The sequence below is a fragment of the Streptomyces sp. AM25 genome, assembly GCF_058146165.1.
In genome coordinates this window covers 223069-242025 of the sequence record NZ_JBKIWN010000001.1, presented here as the reverse complement: position 1 = coordinate 242025, position 18957 = coordinate 223069, and the positions used below count along the sequence as shown (strand labels likewise).

The following is an 18957-nucleotide window of genomic DNA, read 5'->3' as shown; positions in this document are numbered from 1 at the left end:
TTATCGCAGGTCAGCGGCGTTTGTCACGGTTCGGATAAGGACTTTGGTCCCGGGGATCGGCGGCCGACGACACTACCGATGGGCGTTCTGCTGGATGCCCTTCTGCTGGAAGGTGACGCCGCGGGCGGTGACCGGGCCGACAGGTCCGCCAGCGCCAAATGGCCTGGTCACGGGCCCGGAGATGACCACGCAGGCTGTGTACGCGTACTCAGCGCACCCTGGCTACCGGCCCGGCTACTCGCCCTGTTGCAGCGGCAGCGGGAGGTGTTACTGAGCCGCCGACCTCGCGGGAGCCGGGAGCCGGGAGGCAGGGATAGCCCCGGCCCCCGGCGCCTCACGGCTGGGGTGTGCAGAAGGCGACCGGGCTGCGCAGGCCGGCGCGATTGAGGGCGCGGATGCCGAAGAACACGTTGTCCTTGGACAAGTCGACGACGTGCCGGGTCACGTTCCCGGCCGGGATGACATGGGTCCACTCCGATTCGGTGGTCTCCCGCCACACCACCTCGTACCCGGCGAGGTCCGGCTCCGGGCCGCGTTCCCACGCCATCTCGGTGGAGTTGCCGAGTGCGGCGGTGCTGATCCGCGCGCCGCGCGGGGTGCCGGGGGCCTGGGCGAGCGACCACAGGGCGGCCGCGTTCACCCGGGCCACCCGGGTGATGAAGCCGAAGTCGCAGAACTCGGGAAGGTCCCCGTACTGCTTGCCGTCCACCACCCGCACGTCCTGGTGCTGGTGCGCGTAGTTCTCGGCGGGCTCGGTGAACCGCGCCGCCGGATAGGCCTGCTGGAGAAACGGGACGTGGTCGCCGCTGCGCAGATAGCGGTCGCGGCGGTACACCACCCGCACCCGCATCCCCGTCGCATCGTTCTCGGCGGTGTCCCGGACGAACCGGGCCAGCTGGCGCGCGGGAGAGTCGTTCTCGCCGCCCACCGAGCGCCGCACCTCGGCCTGCTCCGGCGTCTCCGAGGTCGGCACCCCCTCGGCGAACAGCCGGATCGTGTGCGGGTCGCACGAACCGTCCTCGGCGGTCGGGCTCCCCACGATGTCGTTGGTGAACATGCCCTGCACGTCGGCCTGCCGGCCCCGGTACGTCTGCGCCATGTGCCCGGCCCCGTAGAGCCCCTGCTCCTCGCCCGCCACCGCCGCGAACACCACGGTCGCGGCCGGCCGCCGGGTCGCGAAGACCCGGGCCAGCTCCAGGGCGACGGCCACCCCGGAGGCGTCGTCGTCGGCACCGGGTGCGTCGCCGGTCGAGTTCATCGGGTCGCTGTTCCGCGAGTCGTAGTGCCCCGAGACCACATAGATCCGGTCGGGCGTCACCGAACCCCGCAGCGTGGCAACGACGTTGGTGATCCTGGTCGCCACCGGGACCCGGGGCGCGGGCTGCTGTACGAACGACTGGAGCTCCACGGTCATCCGGCCACCGGAGGCCCGTGCGCTGCGGCGCAGCTCGGCCAGGAGCCAGTCGCGGGCCGCGCCGACGCCGCGTACGGGATCGTCCTGGGCGGACAGGGTGTGCCGGGTGCCGAAGGACGCCAGTTTGCGGACGGTCGCCTCGATGCGGTGCGGATCGATCTCCCGCAGCAGAGCGCGGAGTTCGCGCGAAGGGGGCTGTGCGGTGGGCCGGTGGCGGGCGGGCCCTCCGGGCCGCGCCGGCCCGGACGGTGCGGGTGCGGTCGCCGCCGCTGACGCCGTCGCTGCCGGCTGCAGCCCGAGGGCCGCCGCACCGACCGTGGCCGCGCCGAGCACCGTACGCCGCGCCGTACCCCGTCCGCTGTGCCCGCTGTTCCCGTCGTGACCGCTGTGTCTGCTGCCCGCGTCCTCACCCGGCTGCGTCATGCCGCCATCGTCACGTCCGCCTCAGCACCCTCGCAAGGTCCGGTTTCGGCCCGCACCCGGCTGTACTCGGCACGGCCCGCGGCGAAGGCCGTGCATCGCCGGTGCCCGGCCGAGGCCGCGGTCGTCGTGGCAGGCGGGCCGGGGCCGGAGCAGGCGGGTGCGGCGGGCAGGCCGCGGCTGCTCCGGGAGATTGTCACCCACGGTTGCGCATTCCGGGTCGGCTGCCTACATTGGCAACCATGGTTGCGGATTTTTCCGGAGAGAACCCAGGATCACCGCTGGGCCCGATGCTGCTGCGCGCCTGGAACGGCTACCGCCGTCGGATCGAGCAGAAGCTGACCGCTGCGGGATTCGCCGACGAGCCCCTGCCCAACGCGCTGGTCCTGCGGCTGTGCGCCACGGACGAGAAGATGACCGTGTCGCGTATCGGCCGCGAACTGGAGATCAGCCGCCAGGGCGCGAGCAAGCAGGTGGCCGCTCTTTGCGAGCGCGGCTACGTCACGACGGAGAAATCGCCAGGTGACTCCCGTGAGAAGACCGTGTGCCTCACCCCACGCGCCCAGGAATTCCTCAAGGCGGTCGATGAAGCCCGCCGCGAGGTCGACGCGGAGATCCGTGCCGAGCTCGGTGACGAGCCCCTGCTGGCGCTGTCGGCCCTGCTCACCCTGCTCGACGAACCGGGTGAAACACCTCTGTGGCGCGAGATCCGTACCCGCGCCGCCGCCTTCAGCCTCACCGTCCGGTGACCGGCGGGGCGGCCGTGCGGCTCCGGCCCCACGGCTGCTCCTCCCGCCGACCGGTGAGAGCCGTGAGGGCAGACCTCCGGCGGCCACGCGGCCCGGCTCCCGGGCCGACGGCGTGGCGCGCCGACACGGCATCCCAGGAAGACAGGAAGAAAGGTTGACCTGATGGGAGACACCCTCTGGATCGGCTTGTACGCGATCCCGGCGTTCCTGCTGCTGATGGCCGTCGAGTTCATCGGCTACCACCGCGAGAAGGAACCCGTCCCCGACCGCCAGGGCGTTTCCCTGCGCGATACCGGCACGAGCCTGTCCATCTACGCGATCGGACGAATAACCAAGTCCCTCAACCAGTTCATCCAGTTCCCGATCGTGGTGGTCGCCGCCTCACTCGCGCCGCACACTCTGTCGGCATCGAGCTGGTGGGTGTGGGTGGCGGCCATCGTCCTGACCGACCTCTCCTACTACGCCCAGCACCGGATGAACCACCGCGTCCGCCTGCTCTGGGCCGGCCACAGCGTCCACCACTCCAGCCAGCACTTCAACCTCTCCACCGCGATGCGCCTGCCCTGGCTGATTCCCGGAGCGTTCCTCGCCGGCATCACGGACATCCCGCTGGCCCTGCTCGGCTTCCCCGCCTGGATGATCTTCCTTTCCCACAGCATCGTGCTGCTCTACCAGTTCCCGATCCACACCGAGCGCGTCGACCGCCTCCCGCGAGCCGTCGAGTACGTCTTCAACACGCCCTCGCACCACCGGGTCCACCACGGGGCCAACAACCCGTACCTGGACAAGAACTACGGCGGCATCCTCATCATCTGGGACCGGATCTTCGGCAGTTACACCGAGGAAACCGAACCCGTCCGGTACGGATTGACCAAGAACATCAACACCTTCAATCCGCTCAAGGCCAACTACCACGAATTCGCGGCCATGCTCAGCGACATCCGCCACGCCCGTACCTGGCGCGGCCGCATCGGCCACCTCCTCCGGCCTCCGGGCTGGCGCGAATCCGCACCCGAATCCGTACCCGAAATCACCGGGCAGCAGACGGACAAGGCCTCCGTCGCCGTCTGACACCTCGCCACTTCGCCGACCGCTCCGATGTGAGCAGGGCGAACGAAGAGTGCATCGCCCCGGACGAACCGTGCCTGCCGGCGCGTGTACGGCTCTGCCGAAACCGGTGCCCGCGCACTGTCGTTGACGTCGCGCGTCGAGATTTCGTACGTCGGGCCCGGCAGGATCCGGGCCCGGCCCCTTCCCGCACCCGCAACGAGGCCGATCCCTGGACGGAGTCGCCGTTCGGGGAACATGGCCCGGGGTATCGCTCAGTCCGTGGATGGGGGTCTGCGCAGCAGCCGCTGCCCGAAGCCCCGACGCGAGGGCCGCACCACCAAGTGGCCGTAGGTCTTCTGGCCGACCAGCTCCACTCGCAGAGTGACCGGCGCGTCAGAGTCCGTCGGACTCTGACGGTACTTGACCTTGCAATGTGCCAGCCGCAGTCCATCAAGATCGACCACGACGCCCGGCCTCGTGACCAGTATCAGGGTCTTCCCCGCCATGTCCACGTCGATCTGCAAGGTGTCGTGCGTGATCACGGCCTCGGTGAAGTCGAGCGTCACCTTGCACCAGGACACCGCGAGCTCCAGCCTCCGCGGTACCACCCAGCGCCCCACGCGCTCGACCGCGCCGCTGTGGACCTGCTCGATCCGCACCACGTCCTTGGCCTCTGCGCCAGTTGTGCCGGTCGCAGCCAATGCGGCCGGTAAATCGGCGGTGAGCACAGCCAGTTCGCCCATGGTCCGCGCCGACAGGGCAGCCTCCAGGCGACCGTCCAGTTCGTCCGCGGTCAGCAGCCCGTCACCGGCCGCGATGCGCAGCACATCCACCACCCGGTCCCGGTCCGCATGAGAGGCCCGAACCTCGGGCGACGAACTGGCGTCAGGGTGCTTCCCGGTGGGCGAAATCTCTCCCGACATGCTTCCGTCCCGGTCCTGTCGAACGTCTCCTTGCGACGCAGGCAGCGGCGCAAGGAGAAGACTAGTCTCGCCGTTTCGCTCGGGTTTGGCGGCTGGCGAGGCGGAAACGCGAAAGTGCCTTCCTGGCCTGGGACGATGAACCTTGCTGAGGGGTTCTGTCGGTCCAGGCGGAGGGCACTTTCTACGTGCAGGGTATCGGGCTGCGTCCCAGGGTCCATGTCAGTGCCGATGGTTCGTGGGTCGTCGGGCATGCCGGTGCACGGTTGCTGGCGGATCTTGCCGACGCCACAGGTGTGTCCGGCGCGGGCTCTGATTCTGAGCGCCCCCACTAACGTCCCTGACTGACTACTGCCAGGCACGGACTGCTGCAAGTTCGCCGCGCGTGCGGTGTCGGTGGCGTAGCGGTGACTCGCCCACCTCGCGTTTGAACGCGTTGCTGAATGCGCTCTCCGAGGTGTAGCCCAGTTCGGCGGCCAGTGACCGGACGGGGACGTCGCTGTCGCGCAGGGCCCGCCGGGCGAGCAGCATTCGCCAGCGGTTGAGGTAGGCAAGCGGCGGCATGCCCGCGACGGTGCGGAAGCGTTCGGCGAACGTCGTGCGTGACATGGCCGCCTCGCGTGCCAGTTCCTCCAGGCCCCAGCGCCTTCCGGGTTCGGCGTGCATGCGGCGCAGCGCGGGCCGCAGCCGCTGGTCGGTGAGCACCCGCAGCCAGCCCGGGGGCAACTCGGCCTGGCCGACATACGCGCGCAGCATCTCCAGCAGCAGGAGTTGCGCGTGCTGCTGGACCGCGAACGTCGAGCCCATCCGGCTCCCGGTCACCTCGTCGAACAGCTGGTGCAGCCTGGCATGCAGGGCGCCTGCGGCGTCGGCCGCCGCCCGGATGTGCCCGAGCGGCGGAAGCGTCTCCAACAGCAGTGCGTCACCGGCCGGGTTGAGCTCGACACGACCACCGATGAGCAGGTCGTCCACACCACTGTCGTCGCCTGCGAGGCGGGCGGAGGGCACACCGACCTCGGGCAGGATCTCGCGGCGTGGCCCGTCGCCGGCGCCGCCCTCGACCTGCAGCCACGTCCGGCGGTTGAGGACCGCGACGTCGCCCGGCTCGAGCTCGATCGGCTCGTCGACGCCGTCGGTGGACAGCCGGGCCCGGCCCCGCACCATGATGAGGAACTTCAGCGGGTGCTCGGCGGACGGCTGCAGCGGGTAGACCGCGGGCACACGGGTCATCCAGAGGCCCCGCTCCGCGATACAGCTGGACAGCACCCCGCGGACCTCGACGAGGTCCAGCGCCTCGGACAGTTGGTCATCGGCCATATCCGAACTCTCGCGCAAGAAACACGGACCATCAATCATTCACAGTACGAACGTCCGTGCATAGCGTGATGGCATGGCTCGCGAGCAGCACCTGTCGGCTTGGTCTTCCCTGTGGCGTCCACGGCCGACGACGTCCGGGAGGGCGTCGGCCTGCCCGGCGTTGGCGACGTCGTCGACCTGCGGCCTCACGGCTGGGATGGAGGACCGCGTCCACTTGGACAGCCGGCAGGATCCGGTTGCTGACCTGATGTGGCTGGCCGACCTGTGTCTGGGTGAGCCGGTCAACGATGAGCCGATTGACGGCGCCGACGTGACCGGGGTGGCATCGACGACCTTGTCCAGACCGGCGTGACGTGCCCAGTCAAGCGAAGCTGCTCACCTTCAACTCGTCAGGATGTCCACGTGGAACTCACGAAACACACGCACTCCACCGTCGTTCTCGCCAAGGACGGCTCCACCCTCGTGATCGACCCGGGGGCGTACACGCCCAACTCGGCAGAGCTCGTCGCCGGCACGACTGCCGTGCTCATCACGCACGACCACCCTGACCACTTCGACGTCGGCATCCTGAAAGCAGCTCTCGATGCTCAGCCGTCGCTACACGTGTGGGCACCCTCAAACGTCGCGACCGAACTCGGCGTGCACGACGGTCGTGTCGTGGCGGTTTCCGCCGACGACAGCTTCGAAGCCGCAGGATTCCACGTGGCCGTCTTCGGCGAGCACCACGCGGCCGTCCACGCCGACCTCCCGCTCATGACCAACGTCGCCTACCTGATCGACGGCACTGTCTACCACCCCGGCGACTCCTACTTCGTGCCTGACGTCGCGGTCCAGACGCTGCTCGTGCCGGCGAGCGGCCCGTGGACCAGTCTCGGCGAGGGTATCGACTTCGTCCGAGCCGCGAAGCCGTCGCGTTCTCTCCGGATCCACGACCTCACGTTGAGCGAAGGTGAGGGTGCCTCGTTCGCGCGGTTCATCGGCGACCTGACCGGTGTGCCGCTGATGTCCCTTGAGATCGGCGAGAGCGTCACGGTCTGAGATCCGGGCTCAGCCCGCCGCGCGTCCAGGGCCGGTGTGACGGCGGACCTCGGTTTGTCGTCCGCGGTATGTGACCCAGTCAGTCCAGCCGCCAGGCTGGTTGCCCACGAGTACGGACTGCTGTACCTGAACTGTCGCGTTCGCGGGATCGCAGGCGAGCACACCGCGTTCGTAGTGCCGGCTCATGACAGGAAGCCCCTTCGAACAGGAAGCAGAGCACGTCGTGCGGCCATGACAATCGCGGCATCCCAGTTCACTTCCCTCTCGACGCGTTTGACGAAGCAACTGTCCACATTGCCGCGATCAACGAACGGCTCTCCACCTTCGATACAGGCCCAAGTCCGGGAAGGATGAACACATGGTTGGTCCGCTGACGCTGCCCGAGGAATTCGCGCTGCTCTCGCTCGCCGACACCGGCAAGATGATCGACTCCGGCCAGGCCAAGGGCGGCTGCGCCGTGGCCGAACTCGGTGAACTTGCGCTGCGCGGCAAACTGCTGCTCCGGCAGCGCGTGCACAAGGTGTTCGGCTGGAACGCGATTCGCCAGATCACACACGTGATTGAGCTGGTCGACCCCACTCCTGTGGGTCTGGCCTGGGCCGACGAGCTGCTGGCCGAGTTGGCCAACGAGCCCGAGGCGGTGTCACCGGCCAAGTTGTTGTGGCGTCGGTATCGGCGGGGCAACGCGTTCCACCGGCATCGTGATGCGCTCGTCGCGTACGGTCTGGTCCAGTACGTGCCGAGCCGCGGGCTGTTCCGGCGGGCGCGGTATCTCCCGGACCCGACCACGCGGAACAGGTTGGTCGACGAGGTCCGCCTGGCCACCGAGATTCTCCAGGACACCAGTGGGGGACGTCCGCTGGACGTGCACAAGAAGTTCCTGTCCGACATGGTGCTCCGCGGTGAGTTGGCCAAGGACCTGGGGGTTGTCAAGGACCGTGGTTGGCACGTGAACGTGACGTTCCTGAACGGCTTGCTGAACAGGGAGCTGTGGTCCGAACACCGGCGCGCGCGGAACCGGGCTCCCGGGATCAGGGCACTGGACTCCATACCCGGGCCGCTGCGGGACACCAGCGAGGCGCTCGCCGACCTTGTGCCCAAGCGATCTCGCCACCAAGGGGATGCTACCGGCGGTGACTAGTCATACGCCCGGTCGGTGTCCACCGTGCTCGGCGACCGGCTGGCCGCTATCGCGTGCGGAAACGAGCCGGATCGCTTCCGGATAAGGCTTGGGCAAGCGACATCTCTCCCACCCGCCCTGCAGGGCAAGCCAGTTCAGATGTCCCCGATCGTGCAGCAGGCTCAATCGTCGTCCGGGGTCACGCTCAAGCAGCGAGGCCGGCCGAGCCCCTGGGGCCCCGGCTTTGCCCCATAACCTCCAGCACCCGCCTCTCCCAGGCCACCTGCACTCTCATCCTTGTGGGCGACAGCACCATTGCCGCTCGAAGACCCCCGCCGCTACGGTGACGCGACCATCATGGCGGCGTTGAAGGGACGGCAGGGCATGAACGTATTCCGCTCGGGAGGCCGGTTCGCTGACAGCGGTGGGTCCTGCACCCTGCCCGACCAAGTCCCAGCCGGCCAGCGCCTCACGCTGGAGACCGTCACCGGCTTCTACTACGGCGACAACGCAGTCCTGGGATCCGCATACCTGACCGTCGCCAACAGATACAACTACGCGTTCCCGTGGGTGCAGTGCGGCAGCCTCAGCAGCAACCCCTCCGACCGGCACTTCTACGGCTTCAACCACTCTGTCCGCATCTACATCGACGGACCAGCCGCACTGAGCTTCGCCATCGACGGCGGCTCCAGCATCGGTGGCAGCAGTGACACCAGCGGCGAGTACGCCGTCTCCGGCTTCCTGGAGCCATTGGCCTGATCGGCCGACAGCCGCGTGGGCGGCGCGGTGACCGGGCACGCCATCACCGTCCAGTAACAGCTGTAAAACTGCATCCGGCACGATGATGGCGCTCGTCGGAATCGGCCGCCTGGCGATCTGAGGTGACCTCAGACTTGCTTGCATTCATTCCCCGGGACAGCGGCACGTCGGCCTCTGAAATCATCGTGTCAGGCCGAGCAGCGGGTCTCCCTGCCCGTCGCGGTGGTACATCCAGAGGTCCGTGAACAGCTCGTCAGGATCGAGGGCGATGGGGTCCTTGGTGCGGTACTTCTCAAACCAACTGCCGTTTCCACCACCGGCCTTCGCCCACTTGACATAGGCGTCCCGGGTGACTTGATGCCCGCCATGGGAGTACAACTGGCAGAGGCGCGCGACCAGCACCTTCGGGTATTCCTGGAGTTCGGGGCGCCTGTCACCGAGGTCAGATGCGAAGAGCTTCTTCGGGATGCCAGCGGAACTCCCGTACCGCTCGGTGAGTTTCGCCAGGGCCACCAAGTCCCCTCGCCAGTGTGCTCATGCTATGTCGCACCGAGGTTGCCGAAGTCCGGAGTCGTTCATGCTCGACCTTCCCGCACCCCGCCAGGGTGGCCGCCCGCGGCGCGGTCATATCGCCGTCTTCAACGTCCCGATGCAAGGACACGTCTTTCCCACACTGGCAGTGGTGGAGCAACTGGTCGCTCGGGGCTGGCGAGTCAGCTACGCGGTCAGCGAGCAGTTCGTGGTGCAGGTGACCGCAGCAGGCGCCCAACCGGTCGTGTACGAAGACGTCGCACCTGGCGTGGAAGCCCCGGAGGATCTGGCAGCCGGTGCCGCCATCGCGGCGCGGCAGAGTGTGAGCGCGCTGCCGTCCCTGGCCATGGCCTTCGCGGGCCACCGTCCCGACCTGGTGCTGTACGACGCGTATGCCTGGGCCGGCCCACTTCTCGCCGCTGGCTGGGGTGTCCCGGCGGTGATGCTGGCGCCAACCCACCTGCCGTACCAGGGCATGGTCAAGGAGCTGTTCGGGGTGGAGGACATCGACCGCATCCCCGGCTATGAACAGTTACAGGACGCGCTCCACGCCTATGGGGTCACGCGTAGCGTGCACGAACTCACCCTCGCCCCTCACCGGGCCGTCGCCTTCTTCCCCGAATGCTTCCAGCGACATCGCGAGTCGGTCACGGTCCGGCATGTCACCTATGTCGGTCCTGCCCTGGGCGACCGCTCCCACCAGGGCGTCTGGATTCCGCCCGCATCAGGGCGGCCCGTGGTGCTGGTGGCACTGGGTTCCCAGTACCACCGCCGCCCGAAAATCTACCGAGCGTGCGTGCAAGCCTTCGCCAACACGCCTTGGCACGTCGTCATGTCCGTCGGCGACGCTGTCGACATCGGCAGCCTCGGTGATCTGCCGGACTCGATCGAGATCCATCCGACCGTCCCGCAACTCGCCGTACTCGCCCACGCCCGGGCGTTCGTGACCCATGCCGGCATGGGAAGCACCATGGAGGCTCTCGCGCACGGCGTGCCCTTGGTCGCCGTGCCGCAGATGGCCGAGCAGCGGGCCAACGCCGAGCAGATCGAACGGCTTTCCCTCGGCCTGTGCCTGCCTCGTGAACGCGTCACCGCCGAAGCTCTGCGCCAGACAGTTGATCATGTCTCGGCCTCCTCGGTGATCGCCCAGAGCCTGGCTGCCATGCAGCAACACATCCAGGAGGCCGGGGGCGCCGTAGCCGCTGCTGACATGATCGAGCAGACGGCAGCCTGCGCAGCGACGGAAAACTGAGCGGATTCGGCAGCGTACAACCACCCCAGCCGTCAGTCCTTGCGTGACCGCGTTCGCCTTGGCCCCGGCCGCCTCCCGGCGTCGGCCGAGACCAGGGGGCCGGCGGCGCACAGGGCGTGTCCGGCGGGTTGCGCGTGCGGCTTGAGGGGTGACGACTCGTCTTACCGTTTCCGGACGAGCGAGTAGGGGGCCACCGGGTCGGGGCGGCCGTTTCGGCAGGGATTGCTGGGGACGATCGGCTTGACACAGGGGTGGGCTACGGTGTGCGTCATGGCGAGAGAGACTGATCGTGCCGTCTTGGCTGCCGAGGTGTGCATCGCGCTGAAGAGGTGTTGCCCCGGCTCAAGCGCGGTGCTGATCGGCTCGCTGGGATCGGGCACGGCGGACGCCTTCAGCGATATCGACGTCGCATGGGTTGTGCCGGACGCGCAGTTCCCGGCCTGCCTGGCTCGCACGGTGCAGGCGCTGGGAGAGGTCCGGCCGGTCGACAGTGTCCGTATCGACCCGGACTTCTACCGTTCCGACCGCCGCCGCCTGCTGTTCGTCCGCTTCATGGGACTGCCGCTGTTCTGGCGGCTTGATCTGGACGTCCGCACCGCGTCGGTCGCGGATGACCTGTACTACGACGTGCGGAACCCGGCGGCGCGCGCCCGCGAAGGCGAGTGGTCACGGCCGGCCAGTGCCCTGGCCAATGCCGTCGGCACGGTCAAAGCGGTGGCCAGGAAGCGGGAGGACGAGGCCCGTGGGCTGCTGGAACGAGGGTTCGCCCGGATCGGCGAGGACGACCGGGCCACCGGCGCCTGGGCGGACGACGTGGTCCGGCTCGCGCACGCCGCTGCACTGCGCGATTCCTCCTTGACGGACCTGGCCGCCCAGGTCACCGCGCTCGCGGCCCGGCATCTCGGCGGCAGCGGCACCTGAGGCACGCAATCCCCCGGCACTGGCCATTCCTTGGTGCGCCAGCGCAGGCAGGAGACCGGGACACCGTCCGGGCGGGCCGCGCGGATCGACCGCAGAGCCGCCCAGGTGTGGCCGATGCCATTGCGGCGCCGGTTGACGCCTCAGAGCCGGTTGTCGCCGACGGAGCAGCAGCCGTGGCAGCAGGTAATACCGTGGGTGCGGCGGTAGGTGGCGAGCAGCCGGTCCGACGGCCGGCCGGTGCCCAGCACGAGCCGGCGGTCGGGCGGATGTCGAGTGGTCCGAACCCGAGGAACCCTGACGGGTGACGCCCTACCCGCCCCTCGCCGGCCGTTGCTTCCCACCAGCACAACGAGTAAACCGGTGAACCCATGCGGCCACGGCACTTAGATGCTGACGCTGCGTCCGCGAGGGACGACGACGGACTGCCTGGGCGGAACCATCTGGGACGGGCCCGTGCAGTCCGACGAGGTGAAGACACGTGCCCCTGTGCTGGTCTTGTTCTGGACCGACAGAGGGGCGTTCAGGTTACGGAAGCAGCCTGTGGGGTTGTCGAAGATGCGGCCGTTGAGGACGAGCCGGCCCGGCGCGGCGTACGACGAGCCGGGCAGGGCCAGGCACAGGGCACCCGCTGTCGCCAGTACGCCAAGTGCCTTGGTGATGCGACCTCGCATGAACCACTCCTGTCGCGGTAGCTGGAAACGACCTTCGACAACTGCCCCCAGATCTTCCGTCTCATGCGCACAGGAGCTCGCCCGAGGCAGCGCCGAGATGCATTCGGAGGCGCTGTCCCGGCGGTCGACATCTCGGTTCCGGGCATCCGCCGCACCACTCCCCGGTGCGGGTGATTTGGCCTGGAATCGGGTAACTGGCTGAGCGCATGGATGGTCTAGTGGGACAGAGCCACACCGACCCTGCTCGAAGGGACACCGCTCATGTCCTTCAGCCGCCAACTGCTCAGCGGCCTCGTATCCGCTGCCGCTCTCGTCGCCACCGCGGCAGCACCCGCCTCCGCTTCCGGCGTCGCCCCTTCACACACCGCCGAGGATCGCGCCCCGCACAAGACCCCGGTCCTGATCGACTGCATGCGCCACGACCAGGTCGCACCGGGCGAGTACATGCTGGCGTGCGGGGACGGCAACAACGACCTGCGCGGGCTGCGTTGGGCGGACTGGACCGACCGAGCCGCGCACGGCGTGGGCAAACAGGTCGCCAACGACTGCGTACCGGACTGCGCCCAGGGACGCTTCCATACGTTCCGGGTGAACGTGAAGGTGTACCGGCCGGTGCACCGGGCCGGGAAAGCGCCGTACTTCTCCCGGCTGACGGTCGTCTACGTCGACGAACGCCCGGCAGGCTCCGGACCGTCGCAGACCTACTCGCTGAGCTAGTGCTGCCTCACCCCATGGCGCCGTGGCCCTGTTCGTCGAAGCGGCCCCGCGCGGCCTCGGTCCCGTCCAGGTAGCGGCGGGTCCCACACGGTGCCACGGGCCTCCCGCTCACCGGGACCCGCACGGCCATCCACCGCGCTCCGAAGCCGACCCGAACGGGGCGTACCGGCACTGCACTTGGCCTCCACCGTCAGGTACGTTCCTGGGCGGAGCTGCCGGCAGACAGCCGCTGCGGAGAGGTGAGCAGATGACCCAGCCCGCCCCGGTGGAAGGACTCACGGCGTGGAACGGCCACACCCTCGGCGAGGCGGACTGGCTGCTCCGGCTGCCGCCCGCCTGCTCGCGCGAGCTGGACGGCCGGAGAGAAGGTACGGGAACCGCTGGAGCCCCTCTGGGGGCAGCGCTGGCGGACCTGGCGACGCGTGTCATCCAGCGCCTGCGCAATGGCCGCGGATTCGTCGTGATCCGCGGCCTTCCGGTAGGCGGCCGCGCCGATGAGGAGTGCGCCGCAATGTGCCGGCAACTCGCCGCCTCGCTGGGCACTCCGCGGCCCGCGGACCCCGGTGACCTCGTCACCGTGGCCGACAACGCCGGACTGGGCAAGACCGACCTCGCATTGGGCCTGCACACGGACCGGACGCCGGCACCCCATCCGCCAAGACTGCTGGGGCTGTTGTGCGTGCGACAGGCAGCACAAGGCGGGGAAACCCTGCTGGCCAGCGGCCACACCGTGCACAACAGGCTGCTCACCGACAACCCCTGGGCCCTGCCGCGCCTCCACCAGGACTTCCACTTCGGCCGGGGAACCGGTTTCGACCGGCACCGCCCCGTCTTCCGACGGCACGGCGCCGACCTGCGCGTGCACTACAACCGGCGCGGGATCGAACGCGCCCACCACGCAGCCGGCACGCCCCTGACCCCGGACGAGCAGGCGGCCCTCGACGCTGTCGACCAGGTCCTGTCCGATCCGCGCACTGTCTTGCGCATCCCCCTGTACCCGGGAGACCTGCTCTGGTTGGACAACACCGTCGTGCTGCACGGCCGCACCGCCTTCACCGACCTGCCCGACCCGTACGCCCGCAGATGCCTGGCCCGCGTCTGGGCGGACTGAAGTACCCCCGATCCGCCGACGGCCCCGCGGCCGGTGTCGATCAGTTTGCCGCGGCCGGGAAAGGGACGGGAATTCGATCCCGGCAAAGCCGTTCCATCCCCTTCGATCACCGTCGAAACGCCTGGTGACGCGGTTCTCACCAGGCCACTCTGGAGCCGTCAGCAGCGGTACCGGGCCCGTCCCGGTGCCACCCTCCGGTGAAGGAGACGACAGATGAAACTCCGCGGATCAATTGCCACCACAGCGATCCGGCGCGGGCCCCGGATCGGCCTCGCGGCCGTGGCCCTGGCCGGCGCCCTCGCCTGCTCCACGGTCACCCCGGCGGCGGCCGCCCCCCAGCAGATGCAGGGGTGCGGCTGGAACGAGAGCAGGAACGGCGAACGGGCCTACTACGAGCACTGCGCCACGAACACCAACGTCTGGATCCAGGTCAAGAGGTTTCCCCGGGGCGACTACCACCGCTGCGTGGGACCGGGGCGCACCAACCTGGACCTCGACGCCACCGGCGCCTGGTACGACAGCACCTACCGGGGCGGGCTCTGCTCCCACCCGGGGGACACCGGGCCCTGACCGGGGCGCGATCGTCGTGGCCCGCCACGCACCGCCCGGCCTGCGGAGGGGACGGGCGGTGCGGTGCTGCACCGCTTCAAGTGGTGAGAAGATGGCGGCGAGTTCGAGTCCGCAGATGCGCAGGGGCCGAGGAAATGCGCCCTAATAGGCGTTGTCGACCCACCAGGACTGGTAGCCGGTGTTCTTCGACGGATCGTTGCACGGGTATCCGCGAACGCCGTATTCGGACTCGTCGAGGCAGTTCCACGGGGCGTCGATGCCGTTGCGCAGTACCTGGATGTTGACGCCGGGACTGGTGGTGAAGAACTCCAGCGCCCACTTCTGGTAGCCGTTGGCGAAGCTGGGGTTGTTGCAGACATAGGTGCGCAGGCCGTAGTCGGCGGACCAGTCGAGGCAGCGGCCGGTGTTGACGTTCTGGAGCTGGCCGTAGCCGGACGACCAGTTGATGACGCGCCAGCGCTGCCAGCCGCCGTCGACGCTGTTCTGGTTGCACTCGTAGGTGCGCAGGCCGAAGTCGTTGGAGTCGTCGAGGCACCCGCCCGACCAGTGCGAGCCGATGATGTAGTCGTGTCCGACCTGCCAGCCGTAGGCCGTACCGCCGTCGGCGTGGGCAGCGGTGGCGCCGGTGAGAGTGGCTCCGCCGGCGACCGCCAGTGCGGCGGCCGCTCTTGTGAGGCGCTGTCTGAGTCTTTTGACCATGGTGCCCTCCTCTGTGAAGGCAGGGGCCCACGCTGACGAGCCGGGCCCCCTGCATCCGGTCGGGCCGTGAACCTACTCTTGGCCGGGGCATGCCTCAAGAGCCGAGGTGCGTCGAGATCCGGAACCGGAGCATCGGCCGCCGGATGCGTCGTGCAACTCCTCGACGTCCCCGGATACCGGTCGGGGCGCCGGCTAATTCAGCCCAGCGATGAACTCGCTCAGCAGACGGTTCGCCGAGCCGGACTTGAACAGGCGCGCAAGGTCCGCCCGGGCGACCTGGTGCCGGAACTCGCCCTGGTGCGTGGCGTCACCGGCGTTGTGTATCAATTCGGTCCACCATGTCGCGAACGCCTGGTAGTTCCACACATGACGAAGACACGTCGCCGAGTAGGAATCGAGCAGGGCCGAATCGTGATTGTCGGCCTGGTAGTGGATGACGGCGTTAGCGAATATCTCGGCATCGTGCAGGGCCAGGTTCATTCCTTTCGCGCTCATCGGAGGAACGATGTGGGCGGCGTCCCCGAGCAGATACAGTCGGCCGTGGCTCATCGGGCTGTACACCACGCTTCGCAATGGCACCAGTTGTGTGCTGGTGATCCGCCCCCTGGTGGCCATGGGTTCGCCGAAGCGGATCTCGAGCTCGTGCCAGATCTGTTCGTCCGCCCACTGTGACATGGAGCTGTCGAGCGGGCACTGCAGATAGAACCGGCTCGCGTGGGGGCCGCGGGCGAACTGCCCGGCGAATCCATGTGGATGCAGCGCCATCATGGACTGGTGGTTGGCGGGAACCTCCGCCAGAACGGTCAGCCATGCGTACCCGTGATCGTGGGAGTACCGGGTGAGGATCTCACTGGGTATGGCTGCCCTGCTCGCACCGCGGTCACCGTCGCAGCCGGCGACGTGGGTTGGCCCACCCCAGCCGGGTGGCCGTGTCGATGACCGCGTCCCCCTCGGCCAACCCGACCAGCGCGTGCTGGATACGCAGCAGGCTCCGCCACCGATGGAAGCTCATTCCCAACTCGGTCTGGAACAGGCGGCTCAGGGTCCGCTCGCTCGCCCCCACCGTCCGCCCGAGTTCCGCCAACGTCGAAGGGGTCGCGGGGTCGGCGTGGAGAAGGTCCGTGACTGCACGAAGACGGTCATCGGCCGACTCCGGAAGGTACAGGGCTTCATCGGCAACGTCGACGAGCTCGTCGACGGCCACCTCTCGAAGCCGGTCCCGCGCATCCGGCCGCAGCTCGCGACCGCTGGTGAGGACCAGCAGTACTTCCCGTAAGAGCGGTGACACGGCGAAGACCATGGGCCGGTCCGGCAACGAGGCGCACAATGCGCCGGAGACCTCCACCACCCGGACCTCCGTCCGCCCGTACGCGCGGTGATAATGCTCGAAACCAGGCGGCGTCCACGCGGCACGGTCGGGCGGGGCGACGCACGTGCCTCGCTCCGTCGTGGTGGCAAGGACGCCCGCAGAGGGGTACAGCAACTGCCCGTCGGTATGACGGTGGGGTGCCACACCGTCTCCATGAGCGAGCAGTCCGCGCTTGTCATCGAACGCGGTGACGAGCCGGGACTTCTGGTAGATATCGGGCACGGTATCGCAACTTCCCATAGCTACCTAGGCGTTGCCTCCGGACGTCGGGTCCCAGAGACCGCCGGCCTCGCCGCGGGCGAGGTGCTCGGCGTAGACGCCGACCTTCCAGGCGATGACCGAACGGCACTCCTCCAGCGCTGCGATCTGCGCATCGACGCGCTGCTGGTGTGCATCGAGGAGCTGCAGACGCTCCGCCTCGTTGCCCGGGCCCTGTCGCACCAGCTCGGCGAACCGCTTGAGGTCGGCCAGCGGCATGCCGGATTCCCGGAGCCTGACACAGATCTGCAGCCAGTCGACGTCGGGTTCGGTGTAACGCCGCAGTCCTCCCGCGGTGCGCCGGACCGGACCGACCAGCAGGCCTTCGCGCTCGTAGAAGCGCAAAGCGTGCACGCTGAGCCCGGTCCGCTCGGCCACCTCGCCGATGCTCAGCGGCTCTTCACGCACTCCGGTCGTCGACATGGTCATGCCGCCCAGCCTACGGCTTGTTCGACTTGATCTAGACCTCGCTCGAGATCGTAGCGTCGCGGCATGACCACCACTGAACAGCGGCCGCTCGGCTCGCCCTTCTCCGCCGCAAGCACTGCCGAGGCCGTCATGGCCGGCCTCGCCCTCTCCGGCACGACCGCCGTCGTGACCGGGGGCTACTCCGGACTCGGCCTGGAAACCACCCGGCGCCTGGCAGCCGCGGGGGCCCGGGTCGTCGTCCCCGCGCGCCGGCCCGGCATCGCCCGCACCGCGCTCGCTGACGTGGCAGGCTGCGAGGTCGTCCCCATGGACCTGGCCGACCCCGGCAGCGTGCGAACCGCCGCCGCACGGATCGGCGACCGCCTCGGCCGGCTCGACCTCCTGATGGCCGTCGCGGGCGTCATGGCCACCCCGGAGCGCCGCGTCGGACCCGGCTGGGAAAGCCAGTTCGCCGCCAACCACCTCGGACACTTCATCCTCGCCTGCGAGCTCTACCCGCTCCTGGCCGCCGCTGCAGCCACCGCCGACGGTGCACGCGTTGTCGTCAACAGCTCCGCCGGGCACGCCCTGACCGACATCCGCTGGCACGACCCGCACTTCCGCACCGGCTACGACAAGTGGCTGGCCTACGGCCAGGCCAAGACCGCCAACGCCCTGTTCGCCGTGCACCTCGACGCCCTCGGACGTGACGACGGCGTCCGCGCATTCGCCCTCCACCCGGGCAAGATCATCACCGGCCTCCAGCGGGAGATGATGCTCCAGGAGCAGATCGACCGCGGCTGGGTGGACGAACACGGCACCGTGACCGGAGCCGACTTCAAAACATCGTCCCAGGGCGCCGCCACCGGTCTGTGGGCGGCCACGTCCCCGCTCCTCGACGGCCGCGGCGGGCTGTACCTCGAAGACTGCGACATCGCGCGCGTCTCCGCCCCCGACGCACCTATGGACGACGGCGGCGTCCGCGCATACGCCGTCGACCCCGGCGCGGCTGCACGGCTCTGGGACCTGTCCGTCGCGGCGACCGGTGCCGTGCCCATCGCCCGATGACCGCATGCTGCGACCGGCCGAACGCCGTCTAGGGTTGAGCGTGCCGACGAGATCGCAGGGGGAGTAGAGGGAGAGGCCGTGGAGATCACCGTCCAGTGGATACGGACGTCCTGGACGAAGGAGTCCCGAGGAGGCGAAGCCGCCGCACGCAGGAACGCGGCTCCCGTCGGCTTCGCGCTCCCCGCCATGACGCCCTCCCTCGCACACGTCGTGCGCATGCACGAGCGAGACGACTTCGCGCCCTACGACGGCCAGGAGGACCTGCGCAGGGTCAACGTCCAACTCCGCGAAGCCGACGGCCGGCTGCGCGTCCAGCCCCGTGTGGAGCCCCTGTGTGCCATACCGCCGCGGCCGCGCAGGCCCCCGGCCGTTCACCTCGTTCCCGGACAGTGGATCCGGTGGCAGCTCAACTACCGTTTCAGCAGTACGTCGGGGATGCAGGACTGGTCGTACTGGATGGACACCTTCAACATCGCCTACGGTCCGGTGGCCGCAGACGTGTTCCTGTCGGAGCCGACCGTGTACGTCGACGAGCGCGGTCCGGTCCGGTGACTCCGCTCCGGAACACCGGCAGGCCCCGAGGAGTTGTACGCGC

Annotated in this window: 22 protein-coding genes and 1 pseudogene; 13 read left to right on the top strand and 10 right to left on the bottom strand. The window is 68.9% G+C overall.

Going from position 1 to position 18957, the window contains the following annotated elements:
• Positions 1-334: 334 nt before the first annotated feature.
• Positions 335-1837: a M20/M25/M40 family metallo-hydrolase gene (locus ACLHRZ_RS00835; protein ID WP_490416197.1), complete on the bottom strand. Its 1503-nt coding sequence runs from the start codon at positions 1835-1837 to the stop codon at positions 335-337.
• Between the two features lie 239 nt (positions 1838-2076).
• Between ACLHRZ_RS00835 and ACLHRZ_RS00830 the strand changes: the two genes are divergently transcribed.
• Both ACLHRZ_RS00830 and ACLHRZ_RS00825 read left to right on the top strand, forming a co-directional pair.
• On the top strand, positions 2077-2583 hold the full coding sequence (locus ACLHRZ_RS00830) for a MarR family winged helix-turn-helix transcriptional regulator (protein ID WP_490416196.1): 507 nt from the start codon (positions 2077-2079) through the stop codon (positions 2581-2583).
• Positions 2584-2745: 162 nt separating this feature from the next.
• Positions 2746-3654 carry a sterol desaturase family protein gene (locus ACLHRZ_RS00825; protein WP_490416195.1) on the top strand — a complete coding sequence of 303 codons (909 nt, stop codon included), beginning with the start codon at positions 2746-2748 and terminating at the stop codon, positions 3652-3654.
• A 251-nt stretch (positions 3655-3905) separates the two neighbouring features.
• Here the strand turns inward: ACLHRZ_RS00825 and ACLHRZ_RS00820 are convergent, their stop codons facing one another.
• A complete protein-coding gene (locus ACLHRZ_RS00820; protein ID WP_490416194.1) occupies positions 3906-4556 on the bottom strand; it encodes a DUF1707 SHOCT-like domain-containing protein in 651 nt (216 codons plus the stop codon).
• 345 nt (positions 4557-4901) lie between these two features.
• Positions 4902-5870: a helix-turn-helix transcriptional regulator gene (locus ACLHRZ_RS00815; RefSeq protein ID WP_490416193.1), complete on the bottom strand. Its 969-nt coding sequence runs from the start codon at positions 5868-5870 to the stop codon at positions 4902-4904.
• A 73-nt stretch (positions 5871-5943) separates the two neighbouring features.
• Between ACLHRZ_RS00815 and ACLHRZ_RS00810 the strand changes: the two genes are divergently transcribed.
• The 4 genes from ACLHRZ_RS00810 (at position 5944) to ACLHRZ_RS00795 (ending at position 8787) form a co-directional block, all read left to right on the top strand.
• Positions 5944-6222 (top strand): hypothetical protein, encoded by a 279-nt coding sequence (locus ACLHRZ_RS00810; RefSeq protein WP_490416192.1) that lies wholly within the window; start codon positions 5944-5946, stop codon positions 6220-6222.
• Positions 6223-6272: 50 nt separating this feature from the next.
• Entirely contained in the window at positions 6273-6908 is a 636-nt protein-coding gene (locus ACLHRZ_RS00805) for an MBL fold metallo-hydrolase (protein WP_490416191.1), read from the top strand.
• A 358-nt stretch (positions 6909-7266) separates the two neighbouring features.
• The gene (locus tag ACLHRZ_RS00800; RefSeq protein WP_490416190.1) at positions 7267-8049 is read left to right on the top strand and encodes a GPP34 family phosphoprotein; all 783 of its coding nucleotides are present in this window, start codon (positions 7267-7269) and stop codon (positions 8047-8049) included.
• A gap of 363 nt (positions 8050-8412) precedes the next feature.
• Positions 8413-8787, top strand: a complete 375-nt coding sequence (locus ACLHRZ_RS00795; RefSeq protein ID WP_490416189.1) for a hypothetical protein — start codon at positions 8413-8415, stop codon at positions 8785-8787.
• Between the two features lie 180 nt (positions 8788-8967).
• Here the strand turns inward: ACLHRZ_RS00795 and ACLHRZ_RS00790 are convergent, their stop codons facing one another.
• Positions 8968-9300, bottom strand: a complete 333-nt coding sequence (locus ACLHRZ_RS00790) for a hypothetical protein (protein WP_490416188.1) — start codon at positions 9298-9300, stop codon at positions 8968-8970.
• Between the two features lie 64 nt (positions 9301-9364).
• On the opposite strand from ACLHRZ_RS00790, the gene ACLHRZ_RS00785 reads away from it, so the two are divergent.
• Together ACLHRZ_RS00785 and ACLHRZ_RS00780 are read left to right on the top strand one after the other, a co-directional pair.
• Positions 9365-10570, top strand: a complete 1206-nt coding sequence (locus ACLHRZ_RS00785) for a macrolide family glycosyltransferase (RefSeq protein WP_490416187.1) — start codon at positions 9365-9367, stop codon at positions 10568-10570.
• 270 nt (positions 10571-10840) lie between these two features.
• Complete coding sequence (locus tag ACLHRZ_RS00780; protein ID WP_490416186.1) at positions 10841-11491, top strand: hypothetical protein; 651 nt, start codon at positions 10841-10843, stop codon at positions 11489-11491.
• 23 nt (positions 11492-11514) lie between these two features.
• Here ACLHRZ_RS00780 and ACLHRZ_RS00775 read toward each other — a convergent pair.
• Positions 11515-11774, bottom strand: a pseudogene (locus ACLHRZ_RS00775) (IS630 family transposase); the annotation flags it as partial.
• Between the two features lie 100 nt (positions 11775-11874).
• Complete coding sequence (locus ACLHRZ_RS00770; RefSeq protein ID WP_490416185.1) at positions 11875-12162, bottom strand: hypothetical protein; 288 nt, start codon at positions 12160-12162, stop codon at positions 11875-11877.
• A gap of 261 nt (positions 12163-12423) precedes the next feature.
• Here ACLHRZ_RS00770 and ACLHRZ_RS00765 point away from each other — a divergent pair, with 261 nt between their 5' ends.
• The 3 genes from ACLHRZ_RS00765 (at position 12424) to ACLHRZ_RS00755 (ending at position 14560) form a co-directional block, all read left to right on the top strand.
• Positions 12424-12879: a hypothetical protein gene (locus ACLHRZ_RS00765; protein ID WP_490416184.1), complete on the top strand. Its 456-nt coding sequence runs from the start codon at positions 12424-12426 to the stop codon at positions 12877-12879.
• A gap of 247 nt (positions 12880-13126) precedes the next feature.
• Positions 13127-13990, top strand: coding sequence for a TauD/TfdA family dioxygenase (locus ACLHRZ_RS00760; protein ID WP_490416183.1), 864 nt, complete (start codon positions 13127-13129; stop codon positions 13988-13990).
• Positions 13991-14203: 213 nt separating this feature from the next.
• Positions 14204-14560: a DUF6355 family natural product biosynthesis protein gene (locus ACLHRZ_RS00755; protein ID WP_490416182.1), complete on the top strand. Its 357-nt coding sequence runs from the start codon at positions 14204-14206 to the stop codon at positions 14558-14560.
• A 141-nt stretch (positions 14561-14701) separates the two neighbouring features.
• Here the strand turns inward: ACLHRZ_RS00755 and ACLHRZ_RS00750 are convergent, their stop codons facing one another.
• The 4 genes from ACLHRZ_RS00750 to ACLHRZ_RS00735 all read right to left on the bottom strand — a co-directional run bounded on the left by ACLHRZ_RS00750 (position 14702) and on the right by ACLHRZ_RS00735 (position 17309).
• On the bottom strand, positions 14702-15259 hold the full coding sequence (locus ACLHRZ_RS00750; RefSeq protein WP_490416181.1) for an RICIN domain-containing protein: 558 nt from the start codon (positions 15257-15259) through the stop codon (positions 14702-14704).
• A 192-nt stretch (positions 15260-15451) separates the two neighbouring features.
• Positions 15452-16105, bottom strand: a complete 654-nt coding sequence (locus tag ACLHRZ_RS00745) for an FAD-dependent monooxygenase (protein ID WP_490416443.1) — start codon at positions 16103-16105, stop codon at positions 15452-15454.
• Between the two features lie 34 nt (positions 16106-16139).
• Positions 16140-16850, bottom strand: coding sequence for an AraC family transcriptional regulator (locus ACLHRZ_RS00740; RefSeq protein ID WP_490416180.1), 711 nt, complete (start codon positions 16848-16850; stop codon positions 16140-16142).
• A 24-nt stretch (positions 16851-16874) separates the two neighbouring features.
• The gene (locus ACLHRZ_RS00735) at positions 16875-17309 is read right to left on the bottom strand and encodes a MerR family transcriptional regulator (protein ID WP_490416442.1); all 435 of its coding nucleotides are present in this window, start codon (positions 17307-17309) and stop codon (positions 16875-16877) included.
• A gap of 69 nt (positions 17310-17378) precedes the next feature.
• Here ACLHRZ_RS00735 and ACLHRZ_RS00730 point away from each other — a divergent pair, with 69 nt between their 5' ends.
• Together ACLHRZ_RS00730 and ACLHRZ_RS00725 are read left to right on the top strand one after the other, a co-directional pair.
• Positions 17379-18362 carry an SDR family NAD(P)-dependent oxidoreductase gene (locus tag ACLHRZ_RS00730; RefSeq protein ID WP_490416179.1) on the top strand — a complete coding sequence of 328 codons (984 nt, stop codon included), beginning with the start codon at positions 17379-17381 and terminating at the stop codon, positions 18360-18362.
• A gap of 78 nt (positions 18363-18440) precedes the next feature.
• Complete coding sequence (locus ACLHRZ_RS00725) at positions 18441-18914, top strand: hypothetical protein (protein ID WP_490416178.1); 474 nt, start codon at positions 18441-18443, stop codon at positions 18912-18914.
• Positions 18915-18957: the final 43 nt, after the last annotated feature.